The organism is Micromonospora polyrhachis (assembly GCF_014203835.1).
Lineage (GTDB): Bacteria > Actinomycetota > Actinomycetes > Mycobacteriales > Micromonosporaceae > Micromonospora_H > Micromonospora_H polyrhachis.
Window position 1 is genome coordinate 726,866 of sequence record NZ_JACHJW010000001.1, and the last position, 17,836, is coordinate 744,701.

The following is a 17,836-nucleotide window of genomic DNA, read 5'->3' on the forward strand; positions in this document are numbered from 1 at the left end:
CGGGTATTCCCCTCCCCTTCTCCGCGCGTGTCCACAGCGGCACGGCGGAATTCCGGCCACAGCCGCCCCGGCGTGACCGGATAATCGTGGTGATGTGATCTCCCCCGGCAGTCCGACGACGTCCGACTGCTCACGTCGACCACTTTAGAGGCCGAGACTCCAATCCGGAACAACCGTCGATGACAACCGCCAGACAATTGCCTGTCCGATGCGCGACATTGTCCCCGCGTTTTGATTAGGAGACAGATTCACCTAAATGCGATTGCGCATTTGTTTGATATTCGCCGGCCGGGCGTCGCTCACCGCGCTGCCCGGTGGCCGAGTGGCCCAGCCACCGGGCAGCCTTGCTGTCCGCGTCGTCAACTGGCGACACAGCGGAGGACCGGCACGGTGTTGGCTCCCTGCCAGACCCCGAGGAAGCCGAAGGTCGTACTCGCCCCGGCAGCCAGACCTCCGTTGTAGGCGAGGTTCCGCGCGGTGACGCTCGGCCCGGCACCGGTCGCCGTCGCGTTCCACACCTGGCTGATCGTCTGTCCGTCGGCGTACGTCCAGCTGACCGTCCAGCCGCTGATCGGCGTACCGCCCGCGGTCACCCGCACCTCCCCCTGGAAACCACCGGGCCACTGGTTGCCGATCGAGTAGGTGGCGACGCAGCTTCCCGGGCCCGGGGGCGGGGTGGTCGGCCCGACGGTCGGCGAAACGGTCGGCGACGCGGTGGGGATGGGACTGCCGTAGACCGTCGCCTCCCGAGCGGTCTGACGAATACCGTCGACACCGTCGATGATCCGCTGCCCCCAACCGGTCAACCGGGTGACGTCGAAGTCGGCGACCATGTCGAGGTATTCGACCCCGCCCCCGTTGCCGCTCCACGACCAGCCGAGATAGCCGATGCCGTTGGCCTGGCTGTACGCCATGATGGTGGCCTCGTCCGGGTCGCCGTCGGAGTGGTTGTGGCCGAACTCCCCGACCACGATCGGCAGCCGGGCGGCCCGGAACCGGCCGAGATAGTCGGTGATCTCGGCGGCGGTGTCGAAGACGCCGTACATGTGGATGGCGAAGAGGGTGTTGCGGTCGGGGTCACTGGCGAACACCGACGTCGCGTTGTCGCGCATGGTGAACGACCAGTCCTGCCCCCAGTTGGGTGCGTCCACCATGAGGGTGTGCGCGAACCCGGCAGCACGTAACCGCTGGATCGCGCGCGAGGTGTCGGCGGCCCAGCCGCCGTAGTTCTGGTTTCCGTACGGTTCGTTGCCGATGTTGACGATGACGTACGGCTCCTGACCGGTGAGTGCGCTGGCGACGCTGAGCCAGTAGTCGACCGCCCGGTCCAGGGCGATCGCACCGCCCTGTTCGCCGTACCCGGTGGTGTCGTGCACCTCCAGGACGCAGATGAGCCGGTTCTGTCGACACAGCGCGACAACGTTCGCCACGTCGGCGGCATCATTCCTGGTCCACCGGTCACCGCTGCTCAACACCACCCGGACGGTGTTCGCACCCACCGACTTGATGTCGGCGAAGGCACCGGTCCGGCCGGGGTACCAGGTATGCGCGTGGGAGACGCCGCGCATGACGAACTCGACGCCGTTGGCGTCGTACAGCCGTCCCTCGGCGACGTGGAAGCCGGTCGCCGCCTGCGCGGACCGTGGCGTGACGACGAGCACGGCGAGGACGAGGGCGGCCAGCGCCGCCGCGATGGTGGGAAGTCTGGTTTTCATGACCTACCTCAGGGTGGGGACCCCATGACGGGGTCGACCGTGTGTGGAGATCGGCGGCTGTAGCCCGACAGCCACCACCCGGCTCCCTGTGGTACGCGACGACCAGAGTATTGACGTATACGAATTCCGACAAGACCGTCCCGCCACTCGCTGTGGTCGGGGCGCACGCGTGGTGCGGCCGGACGCGGATGCCACCCGGCCGCACCCGGTGCGATCAGGCAGTGGTGCGCGCCGACGGGACCTGGCCGGCGTTCGCGATCACGTGATCGATCATCCCGTACGCCTTCGCCTGCTCTGCCGTGAACCACCGGTCCCGGTCGGAGTCCCGCTCGATCTCCTCGACGGTGCGGCCGGTGTGCTGGGCCAACAGCTCGTACGACGTGCGCTTCACGTACTGCATGTTCTCCACCTGGATGGCGATGTCCGCAGCCGTCCCCCCGAATCCACCGGCGAGTTGGTGCATCATGATCTGCGCATGCGGCAACGCGTAGCGCTTGCCGGGGGTCCCGGTGCAGAGCAGGAACTGCCCCATGGATCCGGCGAGCCCGATGGCGATGGTCGCGACGTCGTTGGGGATGAACCGCATGGTGTCGTAGATGGCCATGCCGGCGCTGATCGAGCCACCCGGCGAGTTGATGTAGAGCTGGATGTCCCGCTCGCTGTCCGCCGCCGACAGCAGCAGCATCTGGGCGCAGATCATGTTGGCGGAGGCGTCGTCGACCTCGGTGCCGAGAAAGATGATGCGTTCCCGGAGTAACCGATCGAACACCTGGGCGCCGAGTGATGCCTGATCCGACGGTTGTGTCTGACTTCCACGATTGTTCACTGGCACGTCCTCCTGTAGCGCTTACGCCGGGGCCCGGCCGTTCTGTCGGTATGCCTGCCCCGCCGGTACCGGTCCGCATCCGGCTGCCACAGTCGATCTTCGCGCCCGCCGACAGCGGAGCTGCCGGCTTCTGCTGTCGGCGGATACGCCGACAGCAGAAGCGCCGCGCCACCGGTCGGCGCCATCGCGACGCCGGAACAGGCCCGTGGCTGCCGCACACCCACCTGGCGATCACGCGCCTACCTGGCTGATTGGGCCGCCTCGGCCACCGAGTAGGTTCTGGGGAATGATGTCGCTGTCGCCCTCCGCCCGCCTGGAACTCGTAGCAAGTCCTAAAGGGACTGCCACCTCCTTCGCCTAGGGGTCGACCATCATGATCAAGTATGGCGAGGTAGCGCCGTCACCACCGCTCGCGGAAGCCGTCGTCGACCTCGACGCGATCGCCCACAACACCCGACTGTTGGCCGGTCACACCGACAGCCCCATGCTGGCGGTGGTGAAGGCCGACGCGTTCGGGCACGGCTTCGAGGCGGTGACGCGTACCGTCCTGGCCGCCGGCGCGACCTGGTTGGGGGTGACCTCCCGGGCCGAGGCGCTCGCGACGCGGGCTGCCGGATTCACCGCCCCCATCCTGAGCTGGCTACACGCCCCGGACGAGGACTTCGCACCTGTCGTGGCCGCCGACATCGACCTCTCCGCCGCCTCCACCGAACACCTGACGGGTATCGCCGCTGGTGCGCGCCGCGCCGGCAGTCCAGCCAAGGTGCACCTCAAGGTGGATACCGGGCTCTCCCGCAGTGGCGCGACCGACCGACACTGGCCGGAACTGGTCGAACTGGCCCGGTCACTCGAGGTGGCCGGTCTGCTGACCGTTCGCGGAGTCTGGTCCCACCTGGCCAACGGTGAACACCCCGAACACCCGAGCATCGCCGCCCAACTCCACGCCTTTCACCGGGCCCTGCGGCTCGCCCGCGACGCCGGCCTGACCCCGACCCTGGTGCACCTGGCGAACTCCGCCGCACTGGTCGGCATACCGGAGGCGCACTTCGACCTGGTTCGACCCGGTATCGCCCTGTACGGGCCGGAACCGGTACCGGAGCGCACCATCGGCCTGCGGGCGGCGATGACCCTCCGTACCCGGGTCATCCTGGTCAAGCGGGTGGCCGCCGGCACCGGAGTCTCCTACGGCCACGACTACACCACCACGGACGAGACCACGCTGGCACTGGTGCCGATCGGTTTCGCCGACGGAGTGCCGCGCTGCGCCGGTAGTCAGGCCGAGGTCTGGATCCGTGGCCGGCGGTGCCCGATCGCCGGCCGGGTGGCCATGGACCAGTTCGTCGTCGACGTGGGCGACCTGCCGGTCCGAACCGGCGACGAGGTGCTGGTGTTCGGCGACGGTGGCCGAGGTGAACCCACCGTCGACGACTGGGCCCGGTGGGCCGGGACGAACCCGCACGAGATCTTCACTGGAATCGGCGCCCGGGTGTCCCGGCGATACCTGCCGGTGCGCTCCAGGCACACCACCGAACGGGAGCACGTCAATGCCTGAAACCACCATCCGGATCGCGGTAGTCCACGGCGGGCGCAGTGGCGAGCACGAGGTCTCCCGAAAGTCGGCGACCAGCATTCTGTCCCATCTGGACAAGGAGCGGTACGACGCGCTTCCGGTGCTGATCACGGAATCCGGTGGCTGGCAGTTCGACACCGACGAACCGGTCGACGTCCTGAACGCCGTCGACCGGCTACGGGACTTCGACGTCATCTTCCCCGCCCTGCACGGCCCGTACGGCGAGGACGGCACGTTGCAGGCGGTGCTGGAGATGACCGGTGTGCCGTACGTCGGAAACGGGGTGCTGGCCAGTGCGGTCGGCATGGACAAGGAGTTCACCAAGAAGCTGCTGGCCGCCGAGGACCTGCCCGTCTCCGACGCGGTGGTACTCCGCCCCGAGGTGGACCTACCGGCGGAGGCGGACGTACAGCGGCTCGGTCTGCCGGTCTTCGTCAAGCCCGCCCGAGCCGGATCCAGCCTGGGAGTGTCCCGGGTCGACCGGTGGGAGGACCTGCCCGCGGCGATCGCCCTGGCTCGGGAGAGCGATCCCAAGGTGCTCATCGAGGAGGCGGTAATCGGTCGCGAGATCGACCTGGCGGTACTGGAGCACCCGGACGGCCGGCTCACCGTCGGTCCGCCACTGGAGATCCGGGTGGCCAGCGGACGGCCGTTCTTCGACTACAACGCCAAGTACGGCGAGAACGGCGCGATCTTCGACATCCCCGCAGCGCTGGACCCGACGATCGACGCGCAGCTGGCCGACCTGGCGCTGCGCGTGTTCCAGGCCCTGGGCTGCGCCGGCCTGGCCCGCATCGACTTCTTCCTGAGGGATGGGAAGACGCCCGTGGTCAACGAGATCAACACGTTCCCCGGGTTCACCTCGTTGTCGCAGTACCCGCAGATCTGGCAGACCGCCGGGCTCGGCTATCCGCAACTGCTGGACATCCTGATAGAAACCGCGATCACCAGCTACGCCCACCGGCGACACCAGGCCGACGATCCGGCCCCGATCAGTTGACGGTCCTCGTACGGGACCGACCAATCCCGTACCGGCGTCGGACCGACCGGCCCACGCTCCGGGGTCGGACCGACCGGCCTACGCTCCGGGGTCGGACCGACCGGCCTACGCTTCAGGGTCGGACCGACCGGCCCTCGCACCGGAACCGGGCCAGCCGACCTCCTCCATGAAGCGGAACCGAGCGAGCACGTCCCATGGTCGGTCCGTCCCGCGGGCGGGCTGGGGCACACAGAGCCACAGGGCGAGCGGCTGCACCTTCACCCGCAGGGTGCGGCCCGGTTCGATCACGTCCCCGTCCAACTCGCGCGGTTGGGCCCGGTTGCTGGTCACCTCCACCCGCCGGCCCCGGAACACCTCCATCCGGGGCACCCGGGTCCGCCGGAACAGCACCGCCCAACCGAGCGACAGCCAGTGCCCGATGGTGCGCGGGGTCAGCACCGCCACATCCAGGAAACCGTCGTCCGGTTCGGCTGCGGTCAGCAGTCGTACGCCGCCCTGGAGCCGTCCGACGTTGGCCACCAGCACGGTGCGCGCCCGACGACGTACCGGGGGTTGGCCGTCGATCCGGATCGACACCCGCATGGGTCGGTCCCGCAGGTGGCGGACACCCCCGACCAGGTAGGCCGGCCAACCGATCCGCGCCTTGGTCGACTCCGAGGTGGATTTGAGCAGCTGTGCGTCGAAGCCCATCCCGGCCATGACGGTGAAGAACCGGCCCTCGATCACTCCCACGTCGATCTGCCGCCGGACTCCGGCCATCGCCGCTTCGATGTTGGCGCTGAGGTCGCTGGGAAGGCCGAGGTTGGCGGCGAGCAGATTGCCCGTCCCGCAGGGCAGGATGGCCATGGCGACGTCGGTGCCGACCAGGGCGCTGACGCACGACATGATCGTGCCATCGCCACCGCAGACGAAGACGACCTCGGCACCCGCCTCGATCGCCTGGCGGGTCTGGCCCTCTCCGGGGTCCTCCACCGTCGTCTCCAGCCAGAGCGGCGGCGGCCAGCCGGCTGCCGCGAGCATCCGGTTGATCTTTCGCCGCAGGGCGTCGAAGTCGACCGGTTTCACCGGATTGACCACGACAGCGGAGCGTGGTCCGCCTCGTCTGCTCGTATCGCCTAGCCCGTCCACGGGCGCTAGTGTGCCGTACGCCGCCGCTGGCTGCGGTGTTAGGAAGGACCCCTTCCACGGTGGAAAGCGATAAGAAGGGCCTTCCTCACATCAGAGCGGTGTGGAAGGCGGTGGCGCGCTCGCGGAGGTGGGTCAGGTCACCGCCGCGCGTCGCGTCCCCAAGCAGGGCGCTGCCGACCCCCACCGCCACCGCTCCGGCCGCCAGGTACGCGCGGGCCGACTCGACGTCGACGCCGCCGAACGGCACGAACGGCACATCGGGAAAGGGCTCCCGCAGCGTACGGAGGTAGTCGACACCACCGGGCGCGGCGGGGAAGAGCTTCACGGCCGAGGCCCCGGCCACACTGGCGGAGATCACCTCGGTCGGGGTCAGTGCCCCGACCAGTGCCGGCAGGCCCAGCCGGACCGATTCGGCCAGGGCCGGTGCCAGACCGGGCATCACGACGAAGGCAGCCCCGGCCTGTTCCGCCTGCACCACGTCCGCCTCGGTGAGGACCGTACCCGCCCCCAACGGCACCTCGGGCCCCAGCGCCGCCCGGGCCCGGACCAGCACCCCGATCGCGTCCTTCGAGGTCAGCGACACCTCGATCAGGGTGATCCCGGCCTCGGCGAGGACGAGGACGCTGTCCAGGGCCGCGTCTGGGTCGTCGGCGCGTACGACGGCCAGCAGTCGGTGCGCACGTAACACCTCTCGCAGGTTCACCACCCCATCCTCCCAGGCCAGCCCGGAAGGCAGGCGGCCATGCGCGCGGAGCGTCCAGACCTGCTGCCACGCGGTGGCGGCCGTACCGCCCCGGGCGGGGTACGGCCGGAGAGCACCGGTTACGAGCACCGCGACCGGCCGGACACGCCTCCACGGAATGCCCTCGATGTCCTGCTAACGTGCCGGCCATGCTGACCGAGAGCGACATCGTCCGCTACTTCGAGTGCGGCACACACCGGCTGACCGTTGCCGGCGGCAGCCGGGTCGGCAACCGCTACCCGGCCAACTTCGATGTGCTGCACGTCGACCCTGCGCTGCCGTTCGTCGCGGTGGCCGACGGCATGGGTGCCGGGCAGGGCAGCACGGTGGCCGGTACGACAGCGATGGAGACCTTCGTCGCCGCCGTACGGGCGGCCGGACCGAGCGCCGGAGCGGCCCACCTCCGGGCCGCGGTCGCCACGGCGCAGACCCGGGTCCGTGCTGCCGGCGCCCAACTGGACGAGTTGACCGGCTGCACGTTGACCGCGCTGCTCGTCGGCCCGACCGGTACCGACGCGTGGATCACCCAGATCGGCGACTCGCGCGCCTACCGGCTCCGCAACGGCCTGCTGGAGCTGCTCACCGTCGACCACACGGCAGCCTGGCTCGGAGCCGTCTACGGCTGGTATCCGGCCGACTCACCCCAGGCGGCGGCCGCCCGTTACCAACTGGCCCGCTATCTGGGGCATCCGGACGAACCCGAAGCCGACCTGCTCAACGTCTCGCTGCGTCCCGGGGACGTCTACTGCCTCTGCACGGATGGCGTGAGCGAACCGATCGGCTACGACCGCCTGCGGCAGTTGCTCGACGGCGAGCCGGCCAACGCGGTACGGGTCCTGCTGGCCGACACCCTGGCCACCGGGGGCCGGGACAACGCGACGATCACCGTGCTCAAGGTGGGTGCCGGCGGGTAGTAGGGTCGACCGACCTCCGCCAGCACCCCTACCGAGCAGCGCGATCCCGCCGGTCCCACACCGGCGCGGTCACACGCCACTGCACCGCTACCGAGCAGCGCGATCCCGCCCGGGAGGGCCACGAGCAGGACTACGCTCAGCCTTGGGGACGGCTACGGCACGTCGGAAATCGGCCGGCGGGCACTTGGGTTCACCCGCGGCGGAGGTGACGACGATGACCTGTCCGGCCACCGGCCCGGTCGTTGTCGGGGTAGACGACTCGCCGGTGAGCCGCAGCGCCGTACGGTTGGCCGCCCGTGAGGCCGCGACACACCAGTTGCCCCTGCGGGTCGTACACGTCTTCGACTGGGGGCCCGACCCGACGTCACCCCAGGCCGAACTGCGGGACTCCGCCGAGCAGATGCTCGCCGACGCGATGGCCATCGCCGTCGCGGACGAGCCGGAGATCGAGGTGACGACCGCGATCATCGAGGGACACCCCATCGTCACCCTGCTACGGGAGGCCGCCGCCGCCACACTGATCGTCGTGGGCGACGGGAACCTGGCGACCCGTAGCAACATCTCCGTCGATGCCACTGCCGTGCAGATCGCCGCCCGGGCCGGCTGCGGCGCGCTGATCGCCCGCGAGGAATCGCCGCCCCTCGGGCCGATCCTGGTCGGTTTCGACGGTTCGGCGAGCTCGCGTAGCGCCCTCGACTTCGCCTTCGACTCGGCGCAGCGTCGCGGCCGGGAGTTGTCCGTGGTCCGGGTGGTGGAGGCGATGAAGGCGATCGGTGACGTCGAAGCGGCGCCGGTGGTCACCGACGGGGTCGGCGACGAACTCGCCGAGGCGCTCGCCCCGTGGCAGAGCCGCTACCCGTCGGTCACCGTCACCCAACGCGTACTCGCCGGCGACCCGGACGAGATCCTGGTCGAGGAGTCGCGTTCGGCCGAGCTCGTCGCGGTGGGTGCCCGAGGTGAGCAGCCCTGGCGCGGTGCTCTCGGCGCGGTCAGCCAGGCCCTGCTCTACCACTCGCCGAGGCCGGTACTGATCGTCCGGCATCCGGCGGAGCAGTGATGCCGGAGCCCGGCCGAGCAGTGCTGCCAGAGCAGCCGGCTTCGTTGAGCGGTCCGGAACTACATCGGCTGGACGCCTACTGGCGAGCCGCCAACTATCTGACCGTCGGGCAGATCTACCTGCTGGACAATCCGCTGCTGCACCGGCCGCTGACTCCGGCGGACATCAAGCCCCGGCTGCTGGGGCACTGGGGTACCGGGCCGGGGCTCAACTTGCTCTACGCACACCTCAACCGGGCGATCATCCGCCGCGACCTGAGCATGATCTTCGTGACCGGGCCGGGGCACGGCGGGCCGGCGATCGTGGCGAACACCTGGCTGGAGGGCACCTACAGCCAGTGCTATCCGGACGTCGGCCGAGACGCCACCGGCATGGCCCGGCTGTTTCGGCAGTTCTCCTTCCCCGGTGGCATCCCGAGCCACGTCGCCGCCGAGGTGCCGGGCTCGATCCACGAGGGCGGCGAACTCGGCTACTCACTGATGCACGCGTACGGGGCCGCGTTCGACGATCCCGAACTGGTGGTGGCCTGCGTGATCGGCGACGGCGAGGCCGAAACGGGACCGTTGGCCGGCAGTTGGCTGTCCAACGTCTTCCTCAATCCGGCGCGGGACGGCGCGGTGCTACCGATCCTGCACCTCAACGGTTACAAGATCGCCAACCCGACGGTGCTCGACCGGATCCCCCGCGAGGATCTGCTGGCGATGCTGCACGGCTTCGGCTACCAGCCGTACGTCGTCGACGCCGGGGCCGGACAGGACAGCCACCGGGTCCACCAGGAACTGGCCGCCGCCCTGGACCGGGCGCTCGACGAGATCGCCACCATCCAACGTCAGGCCCGCACCACGGGTCAACCGGTACGACGACCCCGGTGGCCGATGCTGGTGCTGCGTACGCCGAAGGGCTGGACCGGCCCGCAACAGGTCGGTGGCCACCAGGTCGAGGGCACCTTCCACGCCCACCAGGTGCCGCTGGCCGGGGTACGGGACGACCCCGACCACCTCGCCGTCCTGGAGCGGTGGCTGCGCGGCTACCGGCCGGAGGAGTTGTTCGACGCCGATGGCGTGCCGGTGGCGGTGGTGACCGAGTCGTGCCCGAGCGGAGCTCACCGGATGAGCGCGAATCCGGTCGCCAACGGCGGTCTGCTTTTGCGCGAGCTGGATCTGCCCGACTTCCGCGAGTACGCCGTACCGGTGCCGGAGCCGGGCGCGACGGTGGCCGGCGCAACCGGTGTGCTCGGCGGCTGGGTACGCGACGTGATCGCGGCCAACCCCGACCGGTTCCGCCTCTTCGCCCCCGACGAGGTGGCCTCCAACCGGCTGGACGCCGCCTTCGAGGTCACCGATCGACGTTTCCTGGGAGCCATCGAGCCCGGCGACGACCATCTCTCCCCCGACGGGCGGGTGCTGGAGGTGCTCTCCGAGCATCTGTGCCAGGGCTGGTTGGAGGGCTACCTGCTGACCGGCCGGCACGGCCTCTTCACCAGTTACGAGGCGTTCATCCACATCGTGGATTCGATGGTCAACCAGCACGCCAAGTGGCTCAAGGTGAGCCGCGAGATCGCCTGGCGTCGGCCCATCGCATCGCTGAACTACCTGCTGTCCAGTCACGTCTGGCAGCAGGACCACAACGGTTTCTCCCACCAGGATCCCGGTTTCATCGACCACGTCATGAACAAGAAGGCGCAGGTGGTCCGGGTCTACCTGCCGCCGGACGCCAACACGTTGCTGGTCACCATGGACCACTGTCTGCGCAGCCGGCAGTACGTGAACGTGGTGGTGGCCGGTAAACACCCGGCTCCCTGTTGGCTGTCGATGGACGATGCGGTCCGGCACTGCCGGCACGGGCTGGACGTCTGGGCCTGGGCCGGCACCGCCGGAGCGGCCGAGCCGGACGTGGTGCTGGCCTGCGCCGGGGACGTACCGACGTTGGAGACGCTCGCCGCCGCGGACCTGTTGCGCCAACACCTGCCCTGGTTGAAGGTGCGGGTGGTCAATGTGGTGGATCTCATGCGGCTGCAACCGGAGACCATGCACCCGCACGGTCTCTCCGACGAGGTCTTCGACCGGGTCTTCACCCGGGACAAGCCGGTCATCTTCGCCTACCACGGTTATCCCTGGTTGATCCACCGGCTCACCTACCGGCGGACCAACCACCAGAACCTGCACGTACGCGGTTACCAGGAGGAGGGCACCACGACGACGCCGTTCGACATGCTGATGCTCAACGACCTCGACCGCTTCCACCTGGTGCTCGACGTGATCGACCGGGTACCCGGGCTCGCCGACCGGGCAACGGAGCTACGCCGGCTCATGGTGGAGGCCCGCCGGGAATGCCGTGATCACACCCGGCGGTATGGTGAGGATGCCCCCCGGGTTACCGAATGGCGCTGGATGGGTACGCGACCCGGCTGACGCCCGGTGATCCCGGGACCGCATCGCTGAGGAGGCCATCATGTCCACCGGCCAGGTACCGTCCGCCACACCGACGCCCACCCCCGCTCATCCGACCCGGCCGATCCTGGTCGGGTACGACGGCTCCGACTACTCCCGTGCCGCCGTCGCCTGGGCGCTCGACGAGGGTGCCCGCAGTGGCAATCCGGTCCTGCTCGCCTACGCCTTCGAGTGGATGACGACCGGCGGTTGGATCGGACCTGGCATCGGGGTCGGGACGTGGCCGGACGACGTGGCCCGCCGGGAGATCGAAGCGGTGCTGCGGGAGGCCGTCGCCGAGGCCGCCACCACCCACCCCGGTATGGACGTACGGGGTGAGGTCTTCGACGGGCCACCCGCGCTGATCCTCCAGGAGCGGTCTGCCAACGCGGCACTGGTGGTGCTGGGCAGCCGGGGACACGGCGGCTTCACCGGCCTGCTGGCCGGGTCGACCACCGTCTCGGTGGCCGCGCACGCGCACTGCCCGGTCGTCGTCGTACGTAATACCGAACCGGGTAACCCGTCGCCGGTCGGGCCGGTAGTCGTCGGGCTGGACGGTTCGGAGCAGTCCCTGCTGGCCCTGGACTTCGCCGCCGAGCGGGCCCGGAGTTGGGGCGTACCCCTGCGGGTCGCCCGGGCCTGGGCTCCGCCGGCCTCGAAGTGGCACCCGCCGGAGGCGGACCTCGCACAGATCACGGTCACCGAACAACGCGCCGTGGAGAAGCTGCTGGCCGGCCGGTTGGACCGGTTGCAGGGTGTCTCCACGACCGTCGATGTGATCACCGAGCCGCCGACCGCTGCCCTGGTCGAGGCCTCCCGGGGCGCGCGCCTGGTTGTGGTCGGCTCTCGGGGACGCGGCGGATTCCGCGGGCTGGTGCTCGGTTCGGTCAGTCAGCAGCTCATGCAGCACAGCCACTGCCCGGTCGCGGTCGTCCGGGAGCTACCGCCGGCCGGCGACGGGGCGGGCAAGAGCCGCAGCTGACCGGGGCGGGCAAGAGCCCACCCTTCGAGCCGCTAGGCCGCCCGTCCAGGGGGACGGGCGGCCTACGTACTGGGGTACCAACTCGTGCGGGATGGCGTTTTCCGGGTGATCCGGACAGGGAAGTAACCTCGGACCAGCACCCGGTCGGGCACGATGGATCAGACGGGAAAGGGTCGTGGGAATGACCGACGAGACACCGGAGACCAGCCGGTCGGTGACCGCCGCGCTCACGGAGGCCGCCCGGGCGGCCGGCTACGCACCCTCGGTACACAACACCCAGCCGTGGCGGTGGCGGGTCCTGCCCGAGCAGCTGGAGTTGCATGCCGTACGGGGCCGGCAACTCGCCACCACCGACCCCGACGGACGGTTGCTCGCGATCAGCTGCGGAACCGCCCTGCACCATGCCCGGGTGGCACTCGCCGCGCTGGGTTGGGCCGTCACCGTCGACCGGCTACCCGATCCGGCCGACCCGGACCTGCTGGCCCGGCTGACCGCCACCGAACCGACGGCCCGCCCGACCGACTCGGCCGAGTCGCTGGCATGTCTGCGGGCTCGGCGGACCGACCGCCGGCCTGTCAGCGACGAGGCAGCACCGACCGACGCGTTGCGGACGATCGCGAAGGCGGCATCGGCCGAGGGTACGCAGGCGCAGCTGCTCAATTCCGATCAGGTGCTGGAGTTGGCTGCGGCGGCGGCCCGAGCGGCCAGTGTGGAGGCCAAGGATCCGCTGGTCCGTGCCGAGTTGGACTACTGGACCGGCCGCGCCGGGCCCACCGGCACCGGCCTACCAGCGGATGTGCTGCCAGAACACGCGCCGCAGACCACTGTGCCGGCACGGGACTTCGGTCGGGAGGGCACGCTGCCGATCGGTCCGGGCCACGACCGGGCGGCCAGCTACGCGCTGCTCTATGGTGACGAGGACGAACCGGTGAACTGGCTTCGGGCCGGGGAGGCACTCTCCGCCGCCTGGCTGACCGCCACCCGGTTGGGCGTGTCGCTCACCCCGCTGAGCGCGGCGATCGAGGTGACCAACACCCGGCAAGCGCTGCGGCGGCTCCTCGCCGACCTCGGCTACCCGTACCTCGTGTTGCGGTTGGGCCTGCCCGACCGGACCGGGGCCGAACCGGCTCGTACTCCACGGTTGCCGGTGGAGCAGGTGGTGGACACCTCGGCGATCGAAGGTTCTTCCTGACGCGGACCGCCCGCCACCGAATTGTCGATCACCCGATCCGGGCCGCGATGGTTCGCGCGCACGCGAGGGACTCGGCACGGGTGGTGTCCACCTCCAGGTCGTAGACCACGCCTTGATGGACCATTTCCGCCTGTGCCGCGGCCATTCCCTGGACGCGGTCGCCCCGGGCGATCTCACGACCGGCGGCGACCGCGCCTGCACATCGGACGCCGACCCACAGGACGGTCAACCCGCCGAGCGCCTCCCGCCAGCGTTGCTGTGATGCCCCACCACCGAGGAAGACGTCGTCGACGATGATCCGGGCGCTGGCGCGAACCATCGCCGCGACCCCCGCCATCCACGCGGCGTCCAACCGCCGGAAGTCCGCCCCGACACTCACTCCACCATCTGGGGCGAACTCGATCCCCGCCGCTGACGCCTGCATGGACGCGGGCATCGCTTCGATCAGCGTGTCGACTCCGATAACCAACCACGGGTCCGGCAGGACCGCCTGTAGACACCGCGCGATCCCCGACTTTCCCGAACTGGAACCGCCGTTCAGCACGATCACCTGAGTTGTCACCGCCCGACAGTAAGATCGACTACCGATCACCGCAAGGCGGTTACGGCGGGATGACACCCGGTCACGACCCGAGGAGCGTCCCGGTCACCGCGCCCGCTCGCAGGGAGTGGTCAGCTCGGTCAGGGGCGTACGGACAGGTTGGCGGGGCCGCGTACCGAGGCGCGCGGCCCGACGGCGGTGCCGTAGGCGGGTACGTCGTCGAGGACCGTCGCGCCCGCGCCGATCTTCGCCCGGTAGCCGATCGTGACCGGTCCCAGCACGACCGCACCCGCTCCGAAGGTCACCTCGGATTCGATCACGGGCTCGCCGGTGAAGTCCTTCCGACCGATGGTCACATGGTGATACATGTTGATATTTTCGCCGAGGCGGGCATCCCGGTGCAGCACAAGCCCGTAGGGGTGGAACAGCTTGAGTCCCGGCCCGCAGCGCAGTTCCCGGGGCAGGTCGCTGTTGGTGCCGAGCCGCACCACCAGAAGGTTGAGCAGCTTGTACGGGATGGTCGACAGCCGGCGCGTCAGCGTACGGCGGGCCACCGTCCACTGGCCGAACCGGAACACGGTCAGCACGATCCTGGCGAGTGGATCTCGATTTCGCCGAAAATCCCTACGCAACGTGTCGAACATGCGACGAAGCGTAGAATATCGATGAATCGGAGTTGGCCGACCGCCCCGATGCGGCCACCGTCAGATAGCCGACAGTAACCACGTCGATCAGCCCGCTGTCGTCTCGGCGACGATCATCCGAGGGTCCGGGCAGGAGCGGCCACCGCTCAGGCTGACACCGAGCCGCCCCGTCCCATCGACTACCGAAACTATGCTGCGGTCATGACATGGATATGGGCGATCATCGCTGCTGCCGCGGTAATCAGCCTCATCACGGGCTACCTTCTCTAGCGCGACCGGTCCCGCCAGGTCGCCACCGAGGACAGGTCCGCGGTTCACGAGGGCCAGGCCGCCGCGCACCGGGACACCGCCAGCCGCGTTGCCACCACGACCCCAGCCCAGAACCACCCAACGAACAGTCACTACTCCGGTTAGGTCCCAAGCGGACGGGCGTGTCCAAACCAGTCGACGACTCATGGCCGAGTCGGCAGAAGGGTGTTGAGGTCGGTCGTCAGCATCCGACTTCAACACCCTTCGCCCTGATCCGACAGGGTCGCACGACTGCGGATCTGGTCGCCTAGCGGCGGATGACGTTGCGTGTCTCCACGGCTTCGCCGGCGACCAGCACGCTCTCATGCCGACTGATGTCGAGGTTGGACCCGTCGATCATGTCGCCGGCGAGACGACCCGGATACACCAGGGTGTCCGCCTTGGCGATCCGACAGTTGACGGCCATCCGTCGCCGGTCGGAGTTGTTCGCCGGTGACCCGTGCATCGTGCGCTCGCTGAAGATGACGAAACTGCCGCGCGGCATCTCCATGGTCGCCACCGTGTCCGGGTCCGGCTCGAACTCGGTGAACTTGGCGGAGAGCTGGTCGAACCGGCGGCGGAGGTGGTCCGTCAGTTCGGGCAGACTCGCCGTGTCCACGTCGAACCCGTCAAGCCAGTCCGCCGTGTCGATGTCCAGGACGAGTTCACTGTTGCGGGTACGCGCGACGATCTGTTCCTTGGTCAGCCCCTCGAACGGCTCCTCATAGAACGCTGACTGGGTCATCGGCACCTTGCTCCACGGCACCTTGGTCCGGTTGGTCCCCGCGGCGAACTGCAACGGGCCGTTCTCGGGGGTGACATCGTCGAGTGCCACCCAGATGGTGAGGTCCCAGATGTCCTCGCCGAAGACCGGTGGCTGCAACGAGGGCGTCGAGTTGCCGATCTCCTCCCCGTCGAACTTGCCCCACTCCTGGTGCCAACCGATGGCGTCGGCGCCCGGCGGCTTGTAGAAGATCTTCGACCGCCAGAGCAGCAGGTCGGGGCCGAGCAGTTGGACGACCCGGTTGACGATCGCGTCCTGGGTGAAGAGCCGCTCCAGGTCCTTGTCGATGAGGTGCCAGTCGCGCAGGGCGTACCGGTCGTAGAGGGGATGCGACTGTCGTTCGACGACGATGCGCTCACACTGGTTACCCAGCTCGGCCAGTTCGTCGGCGGGTATGTCGAGAGGGAAGGGCCCGGCGAACCCGTTACGCCAGAATGCCTCCACCTCCGCTGCGGTCATCACGTCGTTGGCCTGCCCGGCAGGCACAGAAAGCTGTTCCACCTTGGCGCACTCCTGATCGTGCTGGATCGAACACGCGGAATGGGTGTGGACCGCCCGGTCGGCGATCTCTGGTGTAGCTAATCGCATGAGCTTCCCGTAGCCACACAGCGAACGCAACCCCCAAATGATCGAGAGATGTTGCTGGGAGCCGGGTCAGGTGGCGCTGCTCGATCCGGGCTGTGGGACACCCGCATCCGTGAAGGCCGCCCGCTCGCGTCGCCGCAGTTCCTCCTCCTCGGTGTGCTCCACACGACGCATCGTTGCCTTCAACACCGGTGCTGCCATCAGCGAGGTGACGATGGCCACCAGGATGATGATCGTGTAGGTCGCCGTGTTCAGGACACCGAGCCGCAGCCCCACCGTCGCGACGACGATCTGGATCACGCCGCGCGCGTTCAGCCCGGCCCCCACCGCGAGACTCTCCCAGCGATCGAGTCCCCCGAGCCTTGCGCCGATGAACACCCCGGCGAACTTGCCGACGACCGCGATGACCAACGCGACGACAGCCATCAGCAGAATCACCGGATCCCACAACGTCGTGAGGTCCAGTCGCAGCCCGGCGGTGGCGAAGAACAGCGGTGCCAGGACCGCCATGACCACGGTACGCAGCGGCGCCAGTCGGGCGAGGTCGACTGCTCCGGAGGACCCCACCAGGATGCCGCCGACGAAGGCACCGAAGACCGCCTCCAGCCCAAGGGCGTGTGCGCCGGCGGCCGAGAGCAACACGATGACCGTGACCGAGGTGATGGTCGGCCCGGACTCGGTGAACCGACTCGCACGACGCAGCACTGCCCGGACGACCGGCCGACCGACCCACCACGCGAGCACGACCAGCATCCCAAGGTAGAACAGCGCGAGAAGGACGTTTCCGGCCCGCACTCCGCTGGCGGCCATCGCCGAGACGATCGAGAGCATGAACCACCCGAAGACGTCGTCGATGGTGGCCGCGGCCAACGTCAGCTGGCCCACGTTGCGATGCAACAGGTTCAGGTCCATCAGGGTCCGGGCGATGACCGGGATCGCGCTGACGCACATGGCCACGCCGAGGAACAGCGCGAACACGACCGGACTGGTCCCGTCGGGAATCAGCCAGCCAGGCACCAGGAATCCCACCCCCACTCCAAGCAACAGGGGAATCACCAGGCCGCCCAGGCCGACCGACAGAGCGGTGCCACGGCGGCGGCGGACCAGCCCGAGGTCGACCTCGATACCGGTGATGCCGACCAACAGCAGCACGCCCAGCTGACCAATGGAATCCAGGAGGTGGAACTGGTGGGCGTCCTGCGGCATCAGCCACCCCGAGAGGTCCGGCGCGATCTGCCCCAGCAGGGTCGGACCGAGGAACACTCCGACACACAACTCTCCGGCGACCGCCGGCAACCCCAGACGTACGGCAAGCCGGCCAAGCAGAAGCGCGAGCAGGAGAAGCAATCCGAGTTGCAGCAGTAGCACGAGCAGTTCTTCGGCCGTCAAGGCAGCCGGCGGTAGTGGCATGTCGAATCCTTCAGGCGGTTCCGGGTGGT

The 17,836-nt window shown here is 69.1% G+C and carries 15 protein-coding genes; 7 read left to right on the forward strand and 8 right to left on the reverse strand.

The window, feature by feature from the left end; translation table 11 throughout:
- Positions 1 to 359 precede the first annotated feature (359 nt).
- Entirely contained in the window at positions 360 to 1,715 is a 1,356-nt protein-coding gene (locus FHR38_RS02950) for a cellulase family glycosylhydrolase (protein ID WP_184532550.1), read from the reverse strand.
- A 214-nt stretch (positions 1,716 to 1,929) separates the two neighbouring features.
- Entirely contained in the window at positions 1,930 to 2,541 is a 612-nt protein-coding gene (locus FHR38_RS02955) for an ATP-dependent Clp protease proteolytic subunit (RefSeq protein ID WP_184532551.1), read from the reverse strand.
- Positions 2,542 to 2,914: 373 nt separating this feature from the next.
- Here FHR38_RS02955 and alr point away from each other — a divergent pair, with 373 nt between their 5' ends.
- Together alr and FHR38_RS02965 are read left to right on the forward strand one after the other, a co-directional pair.
- Positions 2,915 to 4,093: an alanine racemase gene (alr, locus tag FHR38_RS02960; protein WP_184532552.1), complete on the forward strand. Its 1,179-nt coding sequence runs from the start codon at positions 2,915 to 2,917 to the stop codon at positions 4,091 to 4,093.
- Positions 4,086 to 5,111 (forward strand): D-alanine--D-alanine ligase family protein, encoded by a 1,026-nt coding sequence (locus FHR38_RS02965; protein ID WP_184532554.1) that lies wholly within the window; start codon positions 4,086 to 4,088, stop codon positions 5,109 to 5,111. The genes alr and FHR38_RS02965 overlap by 8 nt, the downstream gene beginning before the upstream one ends.
- Before the next feature lie 105 nt (positions 5,112 to 5,216).
- Here the strand turns inward: FHR38_RS02965 and FHR38_RS02970 are convergent, their stop codons facing one another.
- Together FHR38_RS02970 and FHR38_RS02975 are read right to left on the reverse strand one after the other, a co-directional pair.
- Positions 5,217 to 6,239, reverse strand: a complete 1,023-nt coding sequence (locus tag FHR38_RS02970; protein ID WP_376771378.1) for a diacylglycerol/lipid kinase family protein — start codon at positions 6,237 to 6,239, stop codon at positions 5,217 to 5,219.
- An 85-nt stretch (positions 6,240 to 6,324) separates the two neighbouring features.
- The gene (locus FHR38_RS02975) at positions 6,325 to 6,942 is read right to left on the reverse strand and encodes a bifunctional 4-hydroxy-2-oxoglutarate aldolase/2-dehydro-3-deoxy-phosphogluconate aldolase (RefSeq protein ID WP_184532558.1); all 618 of its coding nucleotides are present in this window, start codon (positions 6,940 to 6,942) and stop codon (positions 6,325 to 6,327) included.
- A gap of 188 nt (positions 6,943 to 7,130) precedes the next feature.
- Between FHR38_RS02975 and FHR38_RS02980 the strand changes: the two genes are divergently transcribed.
- From FHR38_RS02980 to FHR38_RS03000, 5 genes are all read left to right on the forward strand, one after another.
- Complete coding sequence (locus FHR38_RS02980; protein WP_184532559.1) at positions 7,131 to 7,895, forward strand: PP2C family protein-serine/threonine phosphatase; 765 nt, start codon at positions 7,131 to 7,133, stop codon at positions 7,893 to 7,895.
- 214 nt (positions 7,896 to 8,109) lie between these two features.
- Positions 8,110 to 8,952: a universal stress protein gene (locus FHR38_RS02985; RefSeq protein ID WP_184532561.1), complete on the forward strand. Its 843-nt coding sequence runs from the start codon at positions 8,110 to 8,112 to the stop codon at positions 8,950 to 8,952.
- Positions 8,952 to 11,363 carry a phosphoketolase family protein gene (locus FHR38_RS02990; RefSeq protein ID WP_184532563.1) on the forward strand — a complete coding sequence of 804 codons (2,412 nt, stop codon included), beginning with the start codon at positions 8,952 to 8,954 and terminating at the stop codon, positions 11,361 to 11,363. Before FHR38_RS02985 ends, FHR38_RS02990 begins: the two co-directional genes overlap by 1 nt.
- Positions 11,364 to 11,403: 40 nt before the next feature.
- Entirely contained in the window at positions 11,404 to 12,363 is a 960-nt protein-coding gene (locus FHR38_RS02995) for a universal stress protein (protein ID WP_184532564.1), read from the forward strand.
- Positions 12,364 to 12,544: 181 nt separating this feature from the next.
- Positions 12,545 to 13,555: an Acg family FMN-binding oxidoreductase gene (locus FHR38_RS03000; RefSeq protein WP_184532566.1), complete on the forward strand. Its 1,011-nt coding sequence runs from the start codon at positions 12,545 to 12,547 to the stop codon at positions 13,553 to 13,555.
- 28 nt (positions 13,556 to 13,583) lie between these two features.
- Here the strand turns inward: FHR38_RS03000 and cpt are convergent, their stop codons facing one another.
- The 4 genes from cpt to FHR38_RS03020 all read right to left on the reverse strand — a co-directional run bounded on the left by cpt (position 13,584) and on the right by FHR38_RS03020 (position 17,807).
- Positions 13,584 to 14,117, reverse strand: a complete 534-nt coding sequence (gene cpt / locus FHR38_RS03005; protein ID WP_312881757.1) for a chloramphenicol phosphotransferase CPT — start codon at positions 14,115 to 14,117, stop codon at positions 13,584 to 13,586.
- A 119-nt stretch (positions 14,118 to 14,236) separates the two neighbouring features.
- Positions 14,237 to 14,740: a serine acetyltransferase gene (locus FHR38_RS03010; protein WP_184532568.1), complete on the reverse strand. Its 504-nt coding sequence runs from the start codon at positions 14,738 to 14,740 to the stop codon at positions 14,237 to 14,239.
- A gap of 556 nt (positions 14,741 to 15,296) precedes the next feature.
- Positions 15,297 to 16,313 (reverse strand): phytanoyl-CoA dioxygenase family protein, encoded by a 1,017-nt coding sequence (locus FHR38_RS03015; protein WP_184532570.1) that lies wholly within the window; start codon positions 16,311 to 16,313, stop codon positions 15,297 to 15,299.
- A 153-nt stretch (positions 16,314 to 16,466) separates the two neighbouring features.
- Positions 16,467 to 17,807, reverse strand: a complete 1,341-nt coding sequence (locus FHR38_RS03020) for a cation:proton antiporter (protein ID WP_184532572.1) — start codon at positions 17,805 to 17,807, stop codon at positions 16,467 to 16,469.
- Positions 17,808 to 17,836 lie beyond the last annotated feature (29 nt).